This is a genomic window from Halomonas daqiaonensis (genome assembly GCF_900109725.1).
GTDB lineage: Bacteria > Pseudomonadota > Gammaproteobacteria > Pseudomonadales > Halomonadaceae > Halomonas > Halomonas daqiaonensis.
On the sequence record NZ_FOBC01000002.1, the window covers coordinates 162,663 to 182,929 of the forward strand.

Sequence of the window (20,267 nt, forward strand, 5' to 3'; positions counted from 1 at the left end):
GCGTCGCGGAGCGTCAACGCCTGACGCCTTATTTACGACCAAAGTTCAACGCAACCCTGGTTCAACACATTGTAAGGAGGCATGTCCCTTCGATGGCACAGGACCGCGTCGAAGCCGTGGAGCGGGCACTGACCGTACTCGAGGCATTCGACTCCCCCCAGGAGTATTTCACTCTGGCCGAGCTGGCCCAAGTCACCGGCTATTACAAGAGCACCCTGCTGCGGCTGCTGGGGTCGCTGACACGCTTCGATTATGTACAGCGCGACGAGCAGGGCCGCTGGCACCTCGGCCATGCCCCGGTTCGTCTGGCGCGACGCCACCTTCCCGGCCGACACCTGACGACCCGGATACAGCCACTGCTGGTCCGCCTGGCGGCCGATTGCGGTGAGACCGCCGCGTTGCTCGAAGTGGAAGACGGCACGGTCGAGTGCCGCCTCGTCACCCTTCCCGACACCTCCCTGCGCCATGACCTGCGTCCGGGAGACCGCTGGGTCGCATCGGCAGACAATGATCCTCGCCCGGCACTGCCCGGCGGCGTGATGGTGTGCCAGACACTCACCGGCGATGCCCTAGAGCCGCCGATGTGGCTTGCCCTGTCGGGTCCCGCCGGTCGTCTTGATCCGCAACAGGCGCAGAGCATTCTGGCTGATGCTGCAGCCTCACTGACTGCCGGCCCGGCCCGGGAGGCTGTCCCATGACACTGCTGCTGGTGGAGGATGACGCCCTGCTCGCCGAAACCCTTGTCGATACCCTTCGCCTGGAGGGCCACGAGGTCTGCCATCTCGCTGATGGTGACGTGGCGCGAGCGCGTCTCTCGGTGCCGGAACATGCAGCCACCCTGGTGTTGCTCGACCTGAACCTGCCTGGATGCAACGGCCTGAAGATCCTCGAGGCACTGCGTCGCCACGACAGTGACACGCCGGTGCTGATCCTGACCGCCCGGGGAGCCGTCGAGGATCGCGTGAAGGGCCTCGACCTGGGTGCCGACGACTACCTGGCCAAGCCCTTCGCCCTTGATGAACTCGAGGCCCGGGTCCGTGCCCTGCTGCGACGACGCAGTCCTGACCCGCAGCTCAAGGTCGGCCCCCTGATGCTAGACACCAGGCATCAGCATTTCACGCTTAAGGATGTACCACTTGCCCTTCCGCCCCGCGAGCAACGCTTGTTGGCCTGCCTGATGCGCCATGCCGGCGAGCCGGTGGACAAGGCTCGGCTCGCCGAGGAAGCCTTCCAGGGCGATGCCATGGGCGACAACGCCATCGAGGTCTATGTGCACCGCCTGCGTAAGCGACTCAACCACACCGGCGTGGCCTTGCGGACGGTGCGGGGCCTGGGTTACCTGCTGGAGGTGGAGTGAAGCGGGGCGACAGCCTTTATCGGCGCCTGCTGGGCTGGCTGCTACTGCCCATGCTGATGCTGGGCAGCCTGATCCTGATCCAGGCCTGGGTCGATGCACAGCGGACGGCCGACCGCGCCTTCGATCGGCTACTCGAGGCTGCCTCGCTGGCCATCGCTGAACAAGTGCAGTGGCAGGACGACCGACTGTGGTTCGACTTGCCCCCGGCGGCCCTGGACATGCTGGCCACCGATGCCGAGGAGCGGGTCTTCTACAGCCTGGTCGACGGCCAGGGTCGCGTGATCACCGGCAATGCCGACCTTCCGGGAGATCCGCGTGAAGGCCTCGGGGACCCAGACGCCCTGCTCTATCGCCACATCGACTGGCAGGGCCTGTCGCTGCGCCAAGGGGTGCGTCGTACGCGACTAGAAGAGTGGCGGGTTCGCGAGCCCTTCGAGGTCCGAGTGGCACATAGTCGCGAAGGGCGTGATGCCCTGGCCGCCGAACTGTGGCGAGCCAACCTGGCGATGATCCTGGCCATGGCAGCGTTGGCAACGGTGGGGCTGCTGCTGGCGATCCGTGCCGCACTGATGCCACTGACTCGGTTGCGCCACGCAATCCGTGGCCGCGACCCGCGCACCCTCGCCCCTCTGGAGCTCACCCTGCCACGGGAACTCGCCGAGCTTCGCGATACTGTCAACGGGTTGCTCGCCAGAATGCGCCGCGTGCGTACCAACCAGGAACGCTTCATCGGCGATGCGTCACACCAGTTGCGGACCCCCCTGGCGGGACTGTCGGCGCGTGCCGAGCTCGCCCTTCGCCAGGACGATCCGGCACGCTGGAAAGAGGCCCTGATCGCCATGCAGGCCACCAGCGCTCGAACCGCACGACTGGCAGGGCAGCTGCTTTCGTTGACCCGGCTGGCCAACCCCGAGTACCGCCCTGAGCTGGTACCCCTGGATCTCAACGCCATCGCCCACCAAGCACTACGCGACCACTGGGGGCCCTGCCACCGACAGGGGGTCGACCTGGGAATGGAGAGCACCGAGAGCGAGGTCTGGATCCGGGGTATCGACTGGCTGCTCGCCGAAGCCATTGGCAACCTGATCGACAATGCCTGTCGCTATGGAGGACATCGCGTCACAGTGAAGATCGAGAATGGGCCGCCCCGGCTGGCCGTGGAGGACGATGGCCCCGGGATACCCGAGTCGCGACGTTTACTGATGCTGCGCCCTTTCCATCGCGACGGGGACGATCAGGAAGGATCCGGACTGGGACTGGCCATCGTCGATGGTATCGCCCGAACGCATGGCGCACGCCTGCAGCTATCGGCTGGCCATGACGGTCGCGGACTGCGCGTGGCACTGCAATTTCCCGGAGACACCCCATGAATCGACGAAGTCGGCTTGTCAGCCGTTGGCTGCTGCTTATCGCCTTGGTTGCCACGGTAGTCGGGGCTGACGAGACCCTGCACTATCCCGCCACATCCGGCGACGGACCCAGATCGTCGCTGGTGATCCATGGTGCCTTGGACCTGCCCCAGATGCGCCCGCTGCTGGAAGGTTTTCAGCGCCAGAATCCCGGCCTGGCGGTGCGCTACCGCAACCTGACCACCCTGGAGCTTCACGAGCGCTTTCTTGCCGCGCCGGACGAGGCCGATGTGCTGCTCTCCTCGGCCATGCCCTGGCAGTATCGGCTGGCCAATGCCGGCCATGCCGGCTCCCTGGAGAGCCCGGCCGCACAGCGCTGGCCGGGCTGGGCACGCTGGCGTCGAGAACTTTTCGCCATCACCTTCGAGCCCATTGTCATGGTCGTGAACGAAGCGATCATCGAGCGCTTCGGGGAGGTACGCAGCCACGCCGACCTGCTCGCCCTGCTGGAGCGTCATGCAGGGGCACTGCAGGGCCAGGTGGTAACCTACGATCCGGCCTCCAGTGGCGCAGGCTATACCTATGCCATCGAGGAATCGCGGCTTTCACCACGCTATTGGGATCTGGTGGCGGCCTTGGGCCAGGCCGAGACCGAACTGGTGGACACTACCGGGGAGATGCTGGAGGGACTGATCGAGGGACGCTACCTGGTCGGCTACAACCTGCTGGGCAGCTATGCCACGGCCCGTCTGGTCGACCAGCCACAGCTGAGAATCGTGGTACCCGAGGACTATACGCTGGTGACCCAGCGCCTGGCCCTGATACCGCGCCAGGCACCCCACCCCGAGGCAGCCGAGCGCTTTCTCGACTATCTCATCAGTGAGACGGGGCAAGGGGTGCTTGCCCGCGAAACCACACTAGGCGCAATCCATCCAGCATTGGATGGGCCGGGCACGGCGACATTGCTGCGTCAGGAAAGAGGCGAGGCACTGCGGCCAATCACGCTGGGACCCAGCCTGTTGGCTACCCTTGACGATCTGAAGCGTGAGGCACTGCTGACCCGCTGGCAGCGGGAATTTACTCCCTGATGGCGCTCCAACTGCCAGGAGCGCCACTTGTGTTGAGGGAGCTAAACTTGCTTCACGATGAGATGAACGCCATCCAACCGCATTCTGCGCTTGTGCTCAAAGTCGAGTGACCGCTTCGAGACTGTCAGAGGGGCCAGAAACGCTCACTGCACGAAGGAAATTTCTACCGGGACGGTGCCGCGTTGCAGCATACCGAGTTCTTTGGCGGCACGCTTGGAGAGATCGATGATACGTCCCTTGGCATAGGGGCCGCGGTCATTGATCAGCACCTCGACCTCACGACCGTTGTCCTCGCGGGTCACCACGACCTTGGTCCCGAACGGCAGGCTGGGGTGGGCGGCCGTGAAGGCCTGCTGGTCGAAGGGCTCGCCACTCGCGGTGGTTCGGCCCTGGAAGCGGTCGCTGTAGTAGGACGCGACACCCTGCTGGGTCTCTGACGACTTCCCATGGGCCAGCCCTTTGCCGGCAAAGCCGGTCGTGAGAAGAGCTGCCACGCAGCAGTTCAGAATCAAGCGGGATCGAATCCCCATACTGTCACCTCATGACTTACCGTAATGCGCCGACTTCGCATCCAGCGATCAGGCGCCATGATCGGTTGTTGACGGCGCAGGGTGCTTGCCCCGCAGCCAACCCGAACTCGTGGCCAGACCCTGGTCAAACCAGGCCAGCCGGTGATGCAATGATACGACACTACCAACGATAATCAGCGTTGGCGGGCGGATAGTAACCACTTCGCCTGTCGTCGGCAACCTTTTAAGGGTTCCGATATGTACATGCTGGCGAGCCGTGGTGCCCTGCTCGATCAAGGCCACGGGGGTCTCGGCCGGTAATCCATGGCACTGAAGCTGCTCGCCGATCAATGCCAGGCTACCCAGCCCCATATAGAACACCAGCGTCTGGCCTGGGCTGGCCAGCGTCGGCCAGTCCAGATCGCTGTTACCATCGCGCAGATGCCCGGTGACGAAACGCACCGACTGGGCATGGTCGCGATGCGTCAGCGGAATGCCGGCATAGGCGGCACACCCCGAGGCCGCCGTGATACCGGGGATCACTTCCACTTCGATGCCGGCTGCCACCAGGGTCTCGAGTTCTTCGCCGCCGCGGCCGAAAATGAAGGGATCGCCGCCCTTGAGCCGAACCACTCGTTTGCCGGCCCGGGCCCAGTCGACCAGCGCCTGATTGATGCCGTCCTGGGGCACGCTATGGCGCGAGCGCTCCTTGCCCACATAGAACCGGGACGCCTGCGGGGACGCCAGGGCCAGAATCTCGTCGCTGACCAGACGATCATGCAGGATCACCTCGGCGGCCTGCAGGCGGCGCAGTGCCTTGATCGTCAGTAACTCCGGGTCGCCGGGTCCCGCGCCCACCAGACTGACGCCACCGGGAGGAAAGGATGAGCCGATCGGCAACCTGACACCCGAGTCGAGCGGATCGCCATCGTGTTGGTCACCGACCTGCATATTCCAATACCTCAGAAAAAATGGTTCGTCTATGCATTATGGTAATTAAAGAGCACGCCGCATACCACTATCCTCTGCACAAGCCTATAACCAGGCATCACCAGGACCATCCGCCACCAACGACGTCGCCCCCGCTGGGCGGGGGCGACGAAGCGTCTTTTGTAAGTTGCAACACGCTCAGGGAGAGAGCACACGGCGCAGACGGGGGCTGGCCAGCTCGCCGACGACGGTAATCACCACAAGCACCGCCAGCAACCAGGGCCAGTGCTGCGCGAGCACCACTCGAGTGATGCCCAGTGCATCGACGAAGATCACCAGGATACCCAGCGGACTCACATAGCGGACCATGAACAGCCAGAGTGCATACCAGCCGGCAGAGAGCCCCAGCTCCTCCCTGAAGGTCTCGCTCTTGAGCACGAAACCGGCGAGCAGCACCATGCCCAGGCCGCCCAGCGGCATCATCAAGCGCGAGGTCAGGTAGTCCAGCCAATCGAAGAAGTGCTTGCCGGCCAGGGTCCAGTCAGCGCCGACATTGAATGAGAGCATTGCCAGGGTACTGACCAGCCACAGCACGATGCCGGTACCCCATGACGCCGTGCGCCGCGAGATACCCTTGTTGTCGGTCAGCCAGGACACGGTGGCCTCGACCATCGAGATCGAGGAGGTCAAGGCCGCCATGGAGAGCATGATGAAGAACAGAATCCCGAACAGGGTACCCAGCGGCATGGCCTGGAAGGCCAGCGGCAGGCTCATGAAGATCAGTCCCGGCCCGCTGGCCGGGCTCATGCCATTGGCGAAGATCACCGGGAAGATCGCCAGTCCTGCCATCAGCGCCACCAGGGTATCGGCCAGCGCCACGGACAGGGTGGTGCGAGCGATAGAGGCTCGAGCAGGCAGGTAGCTACCGTAGGTGAGGATGGCACCGGAGGCCAGGGACAGGGTGAAGAAGGCGTGCCCCAGGGCGGCCAGCATGCCCTCACTGGAGAGGCTCCCGACATCGAACGAGAACAGGAAATGAACCGCCTCACCGAAGCCGCCGGAGAACATTCCGTAACCGATCAGCACCAGCAACATCATCACCATGCCGGGCATCATCCAACTGACGCTCTTCTCGATACCGGCCTGGACGCCCTTGCCGACGATCACCATGGTGGCCACCGTGACCAGCGTGCTCCAGAACCCCAGGTTCAGGGGACTTTCATTGTTAGCACCGAAGATCGCCGCCATCTCCTCGACACTTGAGCCAGCCAGGCCGCCGCTGAGCATCTTCCACAGGTAGGAGAAGGACCAGCCGGCCACCACCACATAGAAGGACAGGATCATGAAACCGGCCAGCATGGCCATCCAGCCCAGCAGTGACCATGCCGAGCTACTGCCCGATTCACTGGTCACCCGACGGATGGCATCGATGGGACTACCGCGACCACGGCGTCCCAGGGCGATCTCGGTCATCATCACCGGCACCCCCACAGCCAGGATGCATGCCAGATAGACCAGCACGAAGGCCCCGCCACCATACTCGCCGGTGATATAGGGGAATTTCCAGATGTTGCCCAGGCCCACCGCGGAGCCGGTCGCCGCCAAGACAAAGCCCCAGCGGCCTAGCCACTGGGTACGAGGTTGTTCGTTCGTCGTCATATCACACCAGGGGTCACGGAGATTGTTGTTCCGACACGGCAACGGGTTCGCCACGGGGACACCATTGTGTCGGATTTTATCGCGACTGGGCAGACGAACAGTTGATCGTGCTGTGGATGACTGACTCCGCCTGCCTCAATGTCGTTACAGCGCTAGAAAAGGGTCAATCCGCCTTGAGGACGCCGCAACGGTTCTGATCCTCCTCAATGGACTCAGACAAGGCCTTAAAATTGCCTTGCGTGGTCATGGCGCATGATTGCAGCCCAGTCTTCTTGCCCTTGTTGTCGAAGTAGCGGTTCTCGCGGAAGTTGGCGATGCGCGTGTAGAAATGCGTCCGGGGGGCATCTGGCCACGGTTGACATTGTGGGTCAGGTGGTCGAGGTCCTGCAGACCCACGCTGTTGTCCCGCGGCAACCGTCCCGGAATACGCAGTCGTAAATGGTGCGCGCTTAGGGAATCGCTGAACAATGCTGTTCTGGGCGCCAGAAGCATCAAAGTGTCCCGATCACCGCCTCAGCAACTACCATCTGACCACCTCAGGTGGTCTGTTTTACCCGACAGCCGGGTTATCCAGCTGTCGGACCAGATTCAAGATGCACTGACCCCGTCACCGTGTCCTTGGCATCGTCCTGCCAGTACCAGATTGCCGAGAGCAAACAGGGTGAACAACTGCGTCTGGTTCTTGGCCAGCCCCTTGTAGCGAACCTTCCGGTAGCCGAAGAGATTCTTGATGACATGGAACGGATGCTCGACCTTGGCGTGGATGCTGGCCTTGGTCTTCTCGAACGCCAGCAGCAGCGTTTTCAAAGGGCTGTCTTCCCGCTTCTTGATGGCGCCGCGCTTCGCTGCAATACAGCACCGGGAATCCGGGTCGTCCTTCTCTTCGTCCAGGTACTTCCACACACCGAGGTAACCCGCATCGCCGTATACCCGCTTGTCATCCTGCCGGACCAGATGACCTGCCATGGTGACATCGGCGACGTTGGCCGAGGTGGCGACGACACGGTGGGTCAGCCCAGTCACGGCATCGACGCCGATATGGGCCTTCAGGCCGAAATAACACTGGTTGCCCTTCTTGGTCTGCTTCATATCCGGGTCGCCTTGCTTAGCCTTGTCTTGGTGGAGGGGGCGACCGGCACGATGGTGGTGTCGACGTGGTGCCCTCGCACATGAACAGGCCTTGCTCGGCCAGCTGGCGTTGATCTCCTCGAAGATCCGTTGGGTCAAGGCATGCTTCTCCAGCAGATGGCGGAAACGAAGCAGCGTCGTGGCGTCCGGTACGCTCTCGATGGCCAGGTCGATACCGATGAAGTCGCGTATGGCCTGGCTATCGTAGATGGCATCCTCGAGCGCCTCATCGGCGAGGGCGTACCACTGTTGCAGAAAGTAGATCCGCAGCATCCGCTCCAGGCCAATCGGCGACCGGCCCCACTTACCTGCCGAAGCCGCAAAGTAGGACGGCGACAGGGCGTCGATCAGTCGTTGCCATGGCACCAGGACATTCACCTGGGCCAGGAACCGCTCCCGGAGGGTAACCTTCTTCTTGTTCTGGTGCTCTGCCTGGGCGAAAGAGATCTGCTTCATCGGATGGCTCTGTCAGACGGTGGCAGGAAGGTCAGAGCATACCCCGCCGGCACCCATCAGGCAGGTGCGGCGGGATTTGTGCAGCGTTTCCTTAGGTCGTCAGTTTTTCTGAAACCGGCTTATCAGGCTGCCGAATAGGCTGTCATGCATGCAAAAAATGCATCAAAGAAGCCCTTGTCGTGGAAAAAATAACTCCAATTACGGCGATATTACTTTGGACGGACTGAACTAGAATAAGAAAGCCTAAGCTAGATGCTCCCTGACGGCGATCATGAAACCGCTGCACAGCAGCAATGCACTTTCTTTTTGATGGGCAAGCGTGCTGTGCACGGACAATTCCCCTGTTCCCTTCGAGATGCTTCAAGCCGAAGGCACGGCGCATGCTGGCAAGGCATAGCACCTATGGCTTAACCCGGTATCGGGGAGTCATTCGGCACCCAGGATCGTCTACCGATGACAGTTACAGCCTCGATACCTCTACGAGGCAATCTCCATGAAACTCATGGTATGTAGTTCGGCACTGATCATCGCGCTGCTATCCATGCCTCCCGTTCTGGCGGGAGATTCAGGGTATCTGGACGAGCGCTCGAAGCGCCTTCATGAGAAGTCGAAGATAACCACCATGTTACCGGCGACAACAATGCCAAGGGCAGAAGTGAAATAACAGGCGCGAGAGCAGCACCAGGACAGTCTTGATTCGTAGGCCTTGGAAGCACTGATGTTACACGTCAGGTATCAAGCTCAATCTAGGCAAGAATGTCGAGGTGCAAGCATGACTTATTTCACCGCCATGGCTCGTCTCGAGCCATGGCGTATTCTTGGCCTACCAGTTCATCATGGGGCTGTCTTCCATATTCTTTATGGCATCGCGCTTGGCGGCAAGCCCGCACCGGAAGTCCAGTCCACCTTCCCCTATCCAAGGTACCTCCACATGCCGAGGTAACGTACGGCCATTCCGGCGCGTCATTTGTCGAAGTGGCCTGACCCCCTACGCTGATCCCGTTATTCACCGACGGAGAATCAGTACTCATGCCGAAGCAACGCCACTCTCGCTATCCCGCCGAGCAACGGCAGCCCTGGATTGACGAGCAGTCCCGCAGCGGTCAGTCCCAGCAAGTGTTCTGTGAACAGAAGGGCCTGTCCAAGAGTTCGTTCCAGCACTGGAAGCGCCGACTGGCATCGGGAAAGTCTGTGACGTCTTCATCTTCAGCTACCGCGTCGCCGCTCTTCGCGCCGGTGTCGGTACCGGAGGAAGATGCCATTGATGACGAGCCACGCGGCAGGGAGATCGAACTCGACCTGGGCGATGGTGTCTGCCTCCGCTTTCGTCGAGGTGGCTGATGCGCCCGCCCCTCCAACTCTGGCTGTGTACGCAGCCCACCGACATGCGCCGATCCTATGACGGCCTTGCCGCTATGGTACGGCGACAGCTGGGCAAGAATCCCCTGAGCGGGCACGGTTTCATCTTCATCAACCGGCGGCGCACCCAGCTCAAATGCCTGTACTTCCAGGCGGGCGGCTACTGCGTATGGAGCAAACGCCTGGAACGCGGCCGTTTTGCCGCCTGGTCGGCGCCGGCGGGTCAACGACACCGGGCTGCGCTTCGATGCCTCGGTGCCGTTCAAGGTCATCGAGGTGGCGCCGGACCTTCCCGAGGGCATGAGCCTGGATGACGTCGAGGTGATCGCCGCGCGCAGCACCTTCCGTCTTGCTCAGCGCCGGGCCAGCTTCGAGGTGCTGGAGTACCGTTGCCCGGTGATCAAGGTCAGCGCGGATGCCGTTCCCCAAGCCACCCCGGCAACGGCCACGCTGTTCGACGGCTCGCTGGCCGATGTCAGCTTCATTGCCGGCATGCTGGTCGACAAGTTCTGCTACCACTTGCCGCTCTACCGCCAGCATCAGCGCCTGCAACAGGCCGGCATCCAGCTCAGCCGCACCACGCTGACCCAGCAGGTCGCGCGGGCCGCCGCACTCCTGTCGCCGATCTACCTGGCCCAGTTGGAGCATGTGCTGCAAAGCCAGGTGTTGGCCATGGACGAGACGCCGATCAAGGCGGGCCGCAAGGCCAAGGGCAAGATGAAGGAGGCGTGGTTCTGGCCGCTGTACGGCGACCATGACGAGATCAGCTTCACCTTCTCCCCGACGCGCGCCAAGGCCCACATCGACAAGCTGCTGGGCGAGCACGTCGAGGGCGTGCTGCTGACCGACGGCAACGCCTCCTACGCCCGCTATGCCGAGAAGCGCCCGGGGGTGACCCACGCCGAATGCTGAGCTCACGCACGGAGGCATTTCGAGAAAGCGCAGGGCAGCGATGCGGCGGTCGAGGAAAGCCTGCTGCGGATCGCCGGGTTCTACAAGACCGAGACCTGGATCCGCGAGAAGGGCCGCGAAGGACCGGAGAAACTCAAGGCGCGCACCACCTACAGCGAACCCCAGGTGCGCGACTTCTGGCAATGGTGCGACCAACAGCTCCAACGTGATGATCTGGAACCTCGCCACCCGCTGCGCCAAGCCGCCGAGTACGCGCTGAAGCGGCAGCGGAGCCTGGAGGTGTTCCTGTCCGATCCCGACGTGCCGATCGATACCAACCACCTGGAGCGCGGCCTTCGCTGCATTCCCATGGGAAGGCGTAACTGGCTGTTTTGCTGGAGCGAGATTGGCGCAGAACACGTCAGCATCCTGCAAAGCCTGCTGACCACCTGCCGGCTGCACGGCGCGGATCCCTACACCTACCTGGTCGATGTGCTGCAGAGCGTGGCCATTCACCCTGCCTCACGGGTCGACGAGCTGACACCACGCCGCTGGAAGGCCCTGTTCGCGGACGCGCCGCTGCGCTCCGATATGGAACACTGAATCGACAGCTACCGGCGCAACGGGCAAGGTAGCGCCTATCCCGATGCACGAGATCCGGTTCACCATGCGTATCGACGACATGAGCCTCGACCAGCTCCTGGCGCTCAACGACCATATCTGCCGACGTATCGACGAACTCCAGGCCCGTCAGGAGATGGAGGTACTGAGTCGACTGACCCTGGGCCAGGCCGTTTCCTTCGAGAGTCGCGAGGGGCAGGTCTTCGGTCGCGTCATCAAGATCAACCGCAAGACGGTCGTCGTGCAGTCGGAAGATAACCGGCAGTGGAAGGTCGCGGTGAGTCTGATCCAGCCACTACGCGACGTATAAGGCAAGCGGAACCCGACACGCTCTGGAATGGCCGGTTACGCGAGGTCGCCGGGGTCACTGCTCGCCCAGCAGGGTCTCGACGCTCGCCACCTTGTCATCCATTCGCTGGTCGCGGTCGGTGCGTGTTCCAAGCTTGAGCGTGGTAGTGATGCGCGGTGCCCCCATCTCGTGCACTTCCTCGTGACAGCGCTTGACCACCGCCATCACCTCGTCCCATGGCCCCTCGATGTTGGTGCCGTAGGCGTGCATGCGATGCTCGAGTCCGGATGCCTGGATCACCCGCTGGCAGGCCGCGATATGCGGCGAAACCGATACCCCGACGCCCAGTGGCACCACACAGAGATCAATGATCACCTTCATTTGGCTTTTCTCCTCGTTCGTTAACCTGGCGCAACTCCTGACGCAAGCAAGCTGGGCTATGCTGATCTTCAAAAGCGACACTGTTACGGAGGCGTGCCCTAATATTCACTAGCCTGACATCCATTCCCGGCTACGGAGAACCCCATGACCAGCGAATCACGTATCGGCCCCATTGCTCTACCCGATACCCGGGCTCGCCGGGTATTCGAACGACTACTCGAAGGGTCGGGTGTCACCCTCAACGGTGAAGCGCCTCAGGATATCCGGGTACTGCATCCCGATTTCTTTTCGCGGGTGCTCCGCCAGGGGACCCTGGGACTAGGCGAGTCTTACATGGATGGCTGGTGGGAGTGTGACCGCATCGACGAGCTGGCCTACCGGCTGCTGATGAACGGGCTAAGTGATCACGCTCGCTCGACCACGGAACGCCTCAAGTACCGCTTGCAGGCCGGCTTCCTCAACCTGCAGAGCAAGGCCCGTGCCTACATGGTCGGCGAGGCCCACTATGACCTGGGCAACGACCTCTTCGAGCGCATGCTGGACCCCACCATGTGCTATTCCTGCGGCTACTGGAAGTCAGCCGATGACCTGCACCAAGCCCAGCAAGCCAAGCTGGAGCTGGCCTGCCGCAAGCTGGACCTCAAGCCGGGCATGAAGGTCCTCGATATCGGCTGTGGCTGGGGCAGCTTCGCCGAACATGCCGCCCGCCATCACCAGGTCGAGGTAACCGGCATCACCATCTCCCGCGAACAGGCCGCCCTGGCCAGGGAACGCTGCGCAGGGCTGCCGGTGGAAATCCTGCTGCAGGACTACCGTGACCTGGATGGGCGCTATGATCGCATCGTGTCCATCGGCATGTTCGAGCACGTGGGGCATCGCAACTACACCACCTACTTCGAGACGATAAGGCGCCTGATGCCGACCGATGGCCTCTTCGTGCTGCATACCATCGGCTCCAACCGGTCAGAGGTCACGGCGGACCCCTGGATCAATCGCTACATCTTCCCCAATGGCGTCCTGCCATCGGCCATGGACATCGCGCGGACCAGCGAGGATCACCTGCTGATGGAGGATTGGCAGAATTTCGGGCCAGACTATGACCGGACGCTGATGGCCTGGCTGGCGAACTTCGACGCTCATTGGCACGAGATCGCCCACCGCTACAACGAACGTACCCGCCGGATGTTCCGCTACTATCTGGCAATCTGTGCCGGCTCCTTCCGCGCTCGCCACCTGCAGCTCTGGCAGGTCGTTTTCTCGCGCGGACGCCCGGGCCGCTATGATGCCCCGCGGTAACCCTGCACAATCCCTAACCGCCTTGTAAGCGATCTCCTACGGCGCAGGATGGATGCCAGCACGGCTCCGTCGGCGTATCATAATATGCTTGATCAGGAGACGCGCAGCGTCCACTACCTGCCGTCCCATGAGGGCAGGATTATAACCAAGAACGAATCCCCTGTTCGCAGCAGGCAAAGGACCCCGCATGCCTTTCAACGACCTCGAGCCGGTTGAGAAACAGCCGCAGCCAGACTGGATCCTCGAGTTGACCGAGCAATTGCCCGGGGTGATCTTCCAGCTGCACCGGGCCCCGGACGGCCAGATGCATTTTCCCTACCTGGCCGGCAACGGTACGCACCTGACCGGGCTCGACCGACGTGATCTGGCACACAATGCCCTTCCGGCCCTCGAGCGCCTGGCCGAGGAGGATTATCCTCGCTTGATGGCCGCCATCGAACGCTCGGCCCGCTTCCAGAGCCCTATCACCACAAAATTCCGGCTCAGGAGGGTCGATGACCAGCACAGCTGGATCGCCCTGCGCGCCCAGCCACGCAAGATCGACACCGGCGTCCTCTGGTTCGGCTTGATGATCGACATCAGTGAGCAGATGGCCGAGGAGCAGCGGTTGCGACGGCTGTCCGACACTGACGACCTGACCGGCCTGGCGAATCGTCGCAAGCTCATGCAGCGCCTCGACGCGGAGATATCGTTGAGCAACCGACACACCTTCCCGCTGTCGCTGATGATGCTCGATATCGACCACTTCAAGTCAGTCAACGATACCTGGGGGCACCTGCAGGGAGACCAGGTACTGAAAGACCTCGCCCAGCTGTGTCGGGAGATGCTGCGCGAGGAGGACCTGGTGGCCAGGCTGGGGGGCGAGGAGTTCGCCCTGCTGCTGCCCCTGACCCCCGAGCTTCACTGCCGACAGCTGGCGGAACGCCTGTGCGAGCGGGTCGCCGTCCATGACTTCGGTGTCGGTCCGGGACGCATCACCGTCAGCATCGGCATCGCCGAACACCGCATCGGTGACTCCTGCGACGCCCTGATCCACCGTGCCGATGACAATCTCTACGCGGCCAAGCGCGGCGGCCGCAACCAGGTCATGGTCGGCGTCTAGAAGACTGCCGCCATTGGCGCGGACGAGGGCCGATGGGCACGTTATACTGGAAAAAATCCCAGTAACGTTCCGACGACACGGCAGGACGTGCCCATGATCCAGCAGACTCTCCAAGACGTCTTCGGCTATCAGGACTTTCGCCCGGGGCAGCGACCGGTCATCGAGGCCATCGTGGCCGGCAGATCGGCCGCAGCGATCTTTCCCACCGGTTCCGGCAAGTCGCTCTGCTACCAGCTGCCAGCCCTGCACCTCCCCTACCTGGCCCTGGTGATCTCGCCGTTGCTGGCCCTGATGCAGGATCAGCTGGCCTTCCTCAGCCGTCACGGCATCCCAGCCGCCAGCCTCGATTCGGGCCAGAGCCGTGAGGAGTCAACGGCGGTCATGGAAGGCGTCAAGCGCGGCGATATCCGCATCCTGATGGTCTCGGTGGAGCGCCTCAAGAACGAGCGGTTCCGCGCCTTCATCCAGCGAGTGCCGATCTCGCTGATGGTGGTGGACGAAGCCCACTGCATCTCGGAGTGGGGACACAACTTTCGCCCGGACTACCTCAAGCTGCCGGACTACCGCCGCGATTTCGCCATCCCGCAGGTGTTGCTGCTCACCGCCACGGCCACCCAGCGAGTGATCGACGACATGCGCACGCGATTCGACATCGCTGCGGAGGATGTCACCAGCACCGGCTTCTACCGCCCCAATCTCGACCTTGAAGTGGCTCCCGTGCCCGCCGCCGAGCGCCCTCGCCGGCTGGTCGAGTGGCTGCGACCCCGGGTCGAACATGGGATACCACAGCCGACCATCGTCTACGTCACCCTGCAGCAGACCGCGGAACGGCTGGCCGCCTACCTGGCAAAAACGGGCCTTCCAGCCACCGCCTACCACGCCGGGCTCAACGGCGAGCGTCGCGAGGCGATCCAGCGCGACTTCATGGCCGGCCACACGCCCTGCATCGTCGCCACCATCGCCTTCGGCATGGGGATCGACAAGGCCGATATCCGCAACCTGGTGCACTTCGACCTGCCCAAGTCCATCGAGAACTACAGCCAGGAGATCGGCCGGGCCGGCCGCGACGGCCGCCCCTCTAAATGCCTGATGCTGGCTGGGCGCGACCATCTCGAGGTACTGGAGAATTTCGTCTACGGCGATACTCCCGAGCACCATGGCATTCGCCGAGTGATCGACGATCTGCGTGCCGCCGGACGCCAGTGGGAGTTGATGCTCAATACGCTGTCGCGACACAGCAATATCCGTCCCCTGCCACTCAAGACGTTGCTGGTGCAGCTCGAACTACGCCGCCTCATCGCCCCCCGTTACAGTTACTTCGCCGACTACCGTTTCCGGCTGGAGGTCGAGCCCGAGGCCCTGATCAACCACTTCCAGGGTGAGCGGCGAGCCTTCGTCCAGGCGATCCTGGACGCCTCCTCCCGCGCTCGTACCTGGTACAGCCTGGACTTCGCTGCCCTGGAAGCCCTGGGTGGAGAGCGTGGCCTCGACACTCGTCGCAGCCGGGTGATCACCGCCCTGGACTACTTCGTCGAGAAGGGGTGGATGGTGCTGGAGAGCAAGCAGATGACCGAGGTCTATGAGGTGCTCTCGGCCGGGATCGACCCCGAGTCGCTGACCGACGAACTCTTCGCTTACTTTCGCGACAAGGAGCAGGCCGAGATCGATCGCTTGCACGCCATGCTCTCACTCTTCGAGAGCGAGAGCTGCCTGAGCCGACGACTGGCTGACTGGTTCGGCGATACCCGTGCGCCCGAGCACTGCGGGCACTGCTCCGCCTGCCGCGGCGAGGTGGCACACCTGCCACCCGCCGAACCGGCGACGCCCTTGGCGACCCAGGATATCGACGCCCTGTGCGCCCCCTTCCTGCAGCGGCTGAGCGAGGCCGGCGAGGGCCACCCGGCCACAGCGGACCTGCTGACGCGCTTCCTTTGCGGCATCACCACGCCGTTGTTTACCCCCATGAAAGCCCGCAAACTGCCCGGCTTCGCGGCCCTGGAGGGCTATCCCTATGTCGAGGTTCGACAACGCCTTGCCGAACACCTCGCCGGCTGACCAAGGTCAGCCGCGACGACGACGCGAAAGGGCCAGGGTCAGCAGGTGCACCGGCAGATAGACCACCAGCGGCCACAGCAGCATCAGGCCGGCCAGATACACCAGGGCCGGGAGACTGTCCTGGGGCTGCCCGAAGGGGCCATGCACCCAGTTGATGTTGCGCTCAGCCTCGGTGAAGAGATAGCTGGCGGGAATCACGATCCAGGTGAGCACGCTCTGCCAGACCAAGGCCCGGCGGTCATAGCCAAGCCGCCAGATCGCGAAGCCAGCCACCAGCGGCAGAATCAGGTGGTAGAGCGACAACGCCCGTGTCAGAGGCGGATGTTCAGGATCGAACATGTATTCGGTGCCGCCGATGGGGTGCCAGCCGGTCAACGCGGCGGTGCCCACGTCCACTGCCCAGAGGGTGCCCACCAGGGCCACGGCCAGCCACTGCATTGAGATCAGCCGCCGGCTCTCGCTCCACAGCCCCGCCAGGATCAGGAAGTTGGCCAGGTTGCACAGCCAGAAGAAATTCTGCGGACCGAGTAGCACCCAGTAGCTCGACGCCCAGATCAGCACCCAGAGGCTGAACACGAGCTTGAGCCAGAGGGGAATCCCCGCATGGAACGGCAATTTTCCGCTCGAGTCACGCATGGCGCCTCACCTCTGTACGTTGCGAGCTTGACGATCTCGATACCCTGCACGACCTTTGTCTACAAGACACCATGAGCAAAGACACACCGTACAAACCATCGAGACGATCAGGAGATACCATGAGCCAGCTTTCCCAACAGCAGTGCGAAGCCTGCAGCATCGACGCCCCGCGGGTCACCGAAGAGGAGATTGCCGAGTACCGTCAGGAGGTGCCTGAGTGGCAGATTGTCGACCGAAATGGCATCATGCAGCTTGAACGAACCTTCAAATTCAAGGATTTCGTGCAGGCCCTCGACTTCACCCAACGCGTCGGCGAGATTGCCGAACAAGCCGATCACCATCCGGCGATCCTAACCGAATACGGCAAGGTGACCGTGACCTGGTGGTCACACAAGATCAAGGGCCTGCACAGGAACGATTTCATTCTTGCCGCCAGAACCGACGAGGTAGCGAAATAAATGTTCGAGAAAATTGAGCGGGTTCCCGGGGACGCCATCCTCGGTCTGATCGAAGCCTTCAAGAAGGACACCAATCCTCAGAAGGTCGATCTCGGCGTGGGCGTCTACAAGGACGACCAGGGCAACACTCCGGTGATGCGCGCCGTCAAGGAAGCCGAGGCCCTGCTGCTCAAGAACGAGACCACCAAGACCTACATCGGCTCGCATGGCGCGCCGGCGTACGGTGAGGTAATCCTGCCCATGGTGCTGGGCAAGGAATCGCCGGTGCTTGAGGGCAAGCGTGCCAGCGCCACCCAGTCACCCGGCGGCACCGGTGCCCTGCGCCTGGCGGCTGATTTCATCGCCAAGCAACTGCCCGGCAAGGACATCTGGGTCTCTGACCCGACCTGGCCGAACCACTTGGGTATCTTCCCGGCCGCGGGCCTGACGCTGCGCAAGTACCCCTATGTGGACGCCGAGAACCGCCTCGACTTCGACGGTATGCTGGCGGCGCTCAAGCAGATCCCGGAAGGTGACGTGGTGCTGCTGCACGCCTGCTGCCACAACCCCACCGGCTTCGATCTTTCCCGAGACCAGTGGCAGAGCGTTCTCGAGGTGGTCCGTGAGCGCAACCTGCTGCCGTTGATCGATTTCGCCTACCAGGGCTTCGGAGAGGGCCTGGATGAAGACGCCTACGGGGTTCGGCTGATGGCCGAGAACCTCGACGAGGTCATCATCACCAGTTCCTGCTCCAAGAACTTCGGTATCTATTGCGAGCGAACCGGCTGTCTAGTCATGGTGGCGAAGAATAACGAGCAGATGGAAAACGTTCGTTCGCAGATCGCCATCGTGGCCCGCGAGAACTACTCCAATCCGCCGGCCCACGGCGGCGCCATCGTCAGCGAGATCCTGCACTCCGCTGAGCTCGCCGCCATCTGGCGCGAGGAGCTCACCGAGATGCGCGACCGCATCAACACCCTGCGTCGAGACTTCGTCGAGGCCCTGAAGCCGTACGAGCTGGACCAGAAGTACGCCTGCGTGGCCGAGCAACGCGGCATGTTCTCCTACACCGGCCTGACGGCCGAACAAGTCGACCGACTGCGCGACGAATTCGGCATCTACATGGTGCGCTCGGGCCGCGCCAACGTGGCCGGCTTCTCTCACGAGAACCTCTCCTACCTGGCCAAGGCGATCGCTGCGGTCAACTGATCTCGGTATCCCTGCCTCGACGACGCCCGGGCCATTGGTTCGGGCGTCGTCCTTGCGGCAAGACAGCATGCAAGACCTCAGAATGAACAGATTATCGTTCTGCCTTGCATGTCATACCTAGCTGATCGGACGTTCCATCGTCACTGGCTGCCTGCGGGGACTGGCGAGTATGCGTCGCAGCACCTGCCAGGCCGCCAGGCCCGCCAGGAGGTTGCCGAGCGCCGCACCCATGGCCAGGCCGAGCAGATCCCCCAGCCAGGTCCCGGCCCAGAGACAGGGCAGGTAGAAGACGAACAGCCGGGCAGCGGACATCAGCATGGCACGCAGTGGCCAGCCCAGGGCGTTGCCTGCCGAGACCACGACCATGCAGACCCCCAGTGCCGCATAGCTTGGCAACAGGAAGCGAATCAGGGTCGCCAGGTCATTGCGCACTTCGGGATTGCCGGAAATGGCGAGTGCCACCCAGGGAGAGGCCAACGCCATCAGGCCCCCCAGCGACAGCTGCCAGACCACCACTACCTTGAGCGCCAGGCGCATCAGGCGGTGTATCTGGTCCCAGTCCCCGGCGCCATAGCAGCGCCCGAGCCAGGGCGGCAGCGACATGGTCATGGCCAACACCACCATCAGCGAAAGGGTTTCCAGGCGACTGGCCAGCCCCCAGGCCGCGACCTGGGCCTCTCCCAGGGAAGCCACCACCGAAATGGCGAGCATGGCCGCCAGGGGGGGCATCAGCTGGCTGATCATGGCCGGGCCGGCAATCCCGGCGAAGGGCGCCAGCGAACGGCGCAGCTCCGCTAGCAATCCCTCGGCCGCCAGCCACTCCATGCCCTCCAGCCGACGGCCCAGCACCAGCAAGCCGGTCGCGAAGGCAATCGAGGTTGCCCAGGCCGCGCCGGGCAGGCCCAATCCCGACCAGGGTCCGATACCGAAGATCAACAGCGGGTCGAGAACCAGATTGACCAGGCTGGTGATCACCATCATCTTGCCGGGCAGCCAGGTGTCTCCATGGGCCCGAAACAGGCTATAGCCGAAATAGAGCACGGCCCCTAGCCAGGCCGCCAGCAGTTGGGGCGCCCAGTAGGCCCGGATCAGCTCGCGAGTGGCCTCGTCCGCGCCCAGCAGGGCGAAGACCGGCCCCTGAATGGCCCACAGCAGCACCACCAGCAGAGCAATGGTGATGGTACCCACCAGCAGCACCAGACTGCCCAATCGCCGAGCCCGGGCAGACTCCCCTGCCCCCAGGGCGCGTGAGATCATCGCCGCAATAGCGATCCCCATGCCGACCTGTACGCCGATCACCAGAAATGACAGCGGGAAAGTGAAGGACTGAGCAGCCAAGGGTGCCGTTCCCAGGCGAGCGATGAAGGCACTGTCCACCAGCTGGAAACCGAGCAGGGCCAATACGCCGATGGCCATGGGCCAGGTCTGGCGCCAGAGGGTGAGGCCAAGCGAGGTACGGGAATCGTCGAGGGAATTCACATGGGCTCCGGGGTTGTTCGGAAGGCTGGCATTCTA

The 20,267-nt window shown here is 62.9% G+C and carries 20 protein-coding genes and 1 pseudogene; 14 read left to right on the forward strand and 7 right to left on the reverse strand.

What is annotated here, in order from left to right; translation table 11 throughout:
- Positions 1-92: 92 nt before the first annotated feature.
- The 4 genes from BMY30_RS02095 to BMY30_RS02110 are packed head-to-tail and all read left to right on the forward strand — an operon-like array spanning position 93 to position 3,794.
- The gene (locus BMY30_RS02095) at positions 93-698 is read left to right on the forward strand and encodes a helix-turn-helix domain-containing protein (RefSeq protein ID WP_089710111.1); all 606 of its coding nucleotides are present in this window, start codon (positions 93-95) and stop codon (positions 696-698) included.
- Complete coding sequence (locus BMY30_RS02100) at positions 695-1,357, forward strand: response regulator transcription factor (protein WP_089710114.1); 663 nt, start codon at positions 695-697, stop codon at positions 1,355-1,357. Before BMY30_RS02095 ends, BMY30_RS02100 begins: the two co-directional genes overlap by 4 nt.
- Positions 1,354-2,727, forward strand: coding sequence for a sensor histidine kinase (locus tag BMY30_RS02105; RefSeq protein WP_089710115.1), 1,374 nt, complete (start codon positions 1,354-1,356; stop codon positions 2,725-2,727). The genes BMY30_RS02100 and BMY30_RS02105 overlap by 4 nt, the downstream gene beginning before the upstream one ends.
- Positions 2,724-3,794 carry an ABC transporter substrate-binding protein gene (locus BMY30_RS02110; protein WP_089710117.1) on the forward strand — a complete coding sequence of 357 codons (1,071 nt, stop codon included), beginning with the start codon at positions 2,724-2,726 and terminating at the stop codon, positions 3,792-3,794. The genes BMY30_RS02105 and BMY30_RS02110 overlap by 4 nt, the downstream gene beginning before the upstream one ends.
- A 143-nt stretch (positions 3,795-3,937) precedes the next feature.
- On the opposite strand, the gene BMY30_RS02115 is transcribed toward BMY30_RS02110, so the two are convergent.
- The 4 genes from BMY30_RS02115 to BMY30_RS02135 form a co-directional block, all read right to left on the reverse strand.
- Positions 3,938-4,324 carry a septal ring lytic transglycosylase RlpA family protein gene (locus tag BMY30_RS02115; RefSeq protein WP_089710118.1) on the reverse strand — a complete coding sequence of 129 codons (387 nt, stop codon included), beginning with the start codon at positions 4,322-4,324 and terminating at the stop codon, positions 3,938-3,940.
- A 48-nt stretch (positions 4,325-4,372) separates the two neighbouring features.
- Entirely contained in the window at positions 4,373-5,254 is an 882-nt protein-coding gene (cobA, locus tag BMY30_RS02120; RefSeq protein WP_089710120.1) for a uroporphyrinogen-III C-methyltransferase, read from the reverse strand.
- 177 nt (positions 5,255-5,431) lie between these two features.
- Positions 5,432-6,892 carry a sodium-dependent transporter gene (locus BMY30_RS02125; RefSeq protein WP_089710122.1) on the reverse strand — a complete coding sequence of 487 codons (1,461 nt, stop codon included), beginning with the start codon at positions 6,890-6,892 and terminating at the stop codon, positions 5,432-5,434.
- 588 nt (positions 6,893-7,480) lie between these two features.
- A complete protein-coding gene (locus tag BMY30_RS02135) occupies positions 7,481-8,476 on the reverse strand; it encodes an IS5 family transposase (protein ID WP_244516094.1) in 996 nt (331 codons plus the stop codon).
- A gap of 1,029 nt (positions 8,477-9,505) precedes the next feature.
- Here BMY30_RS02135 and tnpA point away from each other — a divergent pair.
- The 5 genes and pseudogenes from tnpA to BMY30_RS02160 all read left to right on the forward strand — a co-directional run bounded on the left by tnpA (position 9,506) and on the right by BMY30_RS02160 (position 11,657).
- Positions 9,506-9,817 (forward strand): IS66 family insertion sequence element accessory protein TnpA, encoded by a 312-nt coding sequence (gene tnpA, locus BMY30_RS02140; protein WP_089710124.1) that lies wholly within the window; start codon positions 9,506-9,508, stop codon positions 9,815-9,817.
- Positions 9,818-9,891: 74 nt separating this feature from the next.
- Entirely contained in the window at positions 9,892-10,149 is a 258-nt protein-coding gene (gene tnpB / locus BMY30_RS18430; protein ID WP_425283417.1) for an IS66 family insertion sequence element accessory protein TnpB, read from the forward strand.
- Positions 10,136-11,131: pseudogene (gene tnpC / locus BMY30_RS18075) on the forward strand (IS66 family transposase); the annotation flags it as partial. The gene tnpB and the pseudogene tnpC, both read left to right, overlap by 14 nt.
- Positions 11,132-11,167: 36 nt before the next feature.
- Positions 11,168-11,329, forward strand: a complete 162-nt coding sequence (locus BMY30_RS18080; protein WP_280140864.1) for a transposase domain-containing protein — start codon at positions 11,168-11,170, stop codon at positions 11,327-11,329.
- Between the two features lie 43 nt (positions 11,330-11,372).
- The gene (locus tag BMY30_RS02160) at positions 11,373-11,657 is read left to right on the forward strand and encodes a transposase (RefSeq protein WP_244516095.1); all 285 of its coding nucleotides are present in this window, start codon (positions 11,373-11,375) and stop codon (positions 11,655-11,657) included.
- Positions 11,658-11,711: 54 nt separating this feature from the next.
- Here BMY30_RS02160 and BMY30_RS02165 read toward each other — a convergent pair whose 3' ends face one another.
- Complete coding sequence (locus tag BMY30_RS02165) at positions 11,712-12,017, reverse strand: MTH1187 family thiamine-binding protein (RefSeq protein WP_089710132.1); 306 nt, start codon at positions 12,015-12,017, stop codon at positions 11,712-11,714.
- 144 nt (positions 12,018-12,161) lie between these two features.
- Between BMY30_RS02165 and cfa the strand changes: the two genes are divergently transcribed.
- The 3 genes from cfa (at position 12,162) to BMY30_RS02180 (ending at position 16,470) form a co-directional block, all read left to right on the forward strand.
- Positions 12,162-13,313 (forward strand): cyclopropane fatty acyl phospholipid synthase, encoded by a 1,152-nt coding sequence (gene cfa, locus BMY30_RS02170; RefSeq protein ID WP_089710134.1) that lies wholly within the window; start codon positions 12,162-12,164, stop codon positions 13,311-13,313.
- Positions 13,314-13,500: 187 nt separating this feature from the next.
- Positions 13,501-14,415, forward strand: coding sequence for a GGDEF domain-containing protein (locus tag BMY30_RS02175; protein WP_089710136.1), 915 nt, complete (start codon positions 13,501-13,503; stop codon positions 14,413-14,415).
- Between the two features lie 93 nt (positions 14,416-14,508).
- Positions 14,509-16,470, forward strand: coding sequence for a RecQ family ATP-dependent DNA helicase (locus BMY30_RS02180; RefSeq protein WP_089710139.1), 1,962 nt, complete (start codon positions 14,509-14,511; stop codon positions 16,468-16,470).
- 6 nt (positions 16,471-16,476) lie between these two features.
- Here BMY30_RS02180 and BMY30_RS02185 read toward each other — a convergent pair whose 3' ends face one another.
- Positions 16,477-17,106, reverse strand: a complete 630-nt coding sequence (locus tag BMY30_RS02185) for a hypothetical protein (RefSeq protein ID WP_089710141.1) — start codon at positions 17,104-17,106, stop codon at positions 16,477-16,479.
- A gap of 119 nt (positions 17,107-17,225) precedes the next feature.
- On the opposite strand from BMY30_RS02185, the gene BMY30_RS02190 reads away from it, so the two are divergent.
- Both BMY30_RS02190 and BMY30_RS02195 read left to right on the forward strand, forming a co-directional pair.
- Entirely contained in the window at positions 17,226-17,564 is a 339-nt protein-coding gene (locus tag BMY30_RS02190; RefSeq protein ID WP_089710143.1) for a 4a-hydroxytetrahydrobiopterin dehydratase, read from the forward strand.
- Positions 17,565-18,752: an amino acid aminotransferase gene (locus BMY30_RS02195; protein WP_089710145.1), complete on the forward strand. Its 1,188-nt coding sequence runs from the start codon at positions 17,565-17,567 to the stop codon at positions 18,750-18,752. It abuts the gene before it with no gap.
- Between the two features lie 117 nt (positions 18,753-18,869).
- On the opposite strand, the gene BMY30_RS02200 is transcribed toward BMY30_RS02195, so the two are convergent.
- Positions 18,870-20,168: an MATE family efflux transporter gene (locus BMY30_RS02200; protein WP_089710345.1), complete on the reverse strand. Its 1,299-nt coding sequence runs from the start codon at positions 20,166-20,168 to the stop codon at positions 18,870-18,872.
- Positions 20,169-20,267 lie beyond the last annotated feature (99 nt).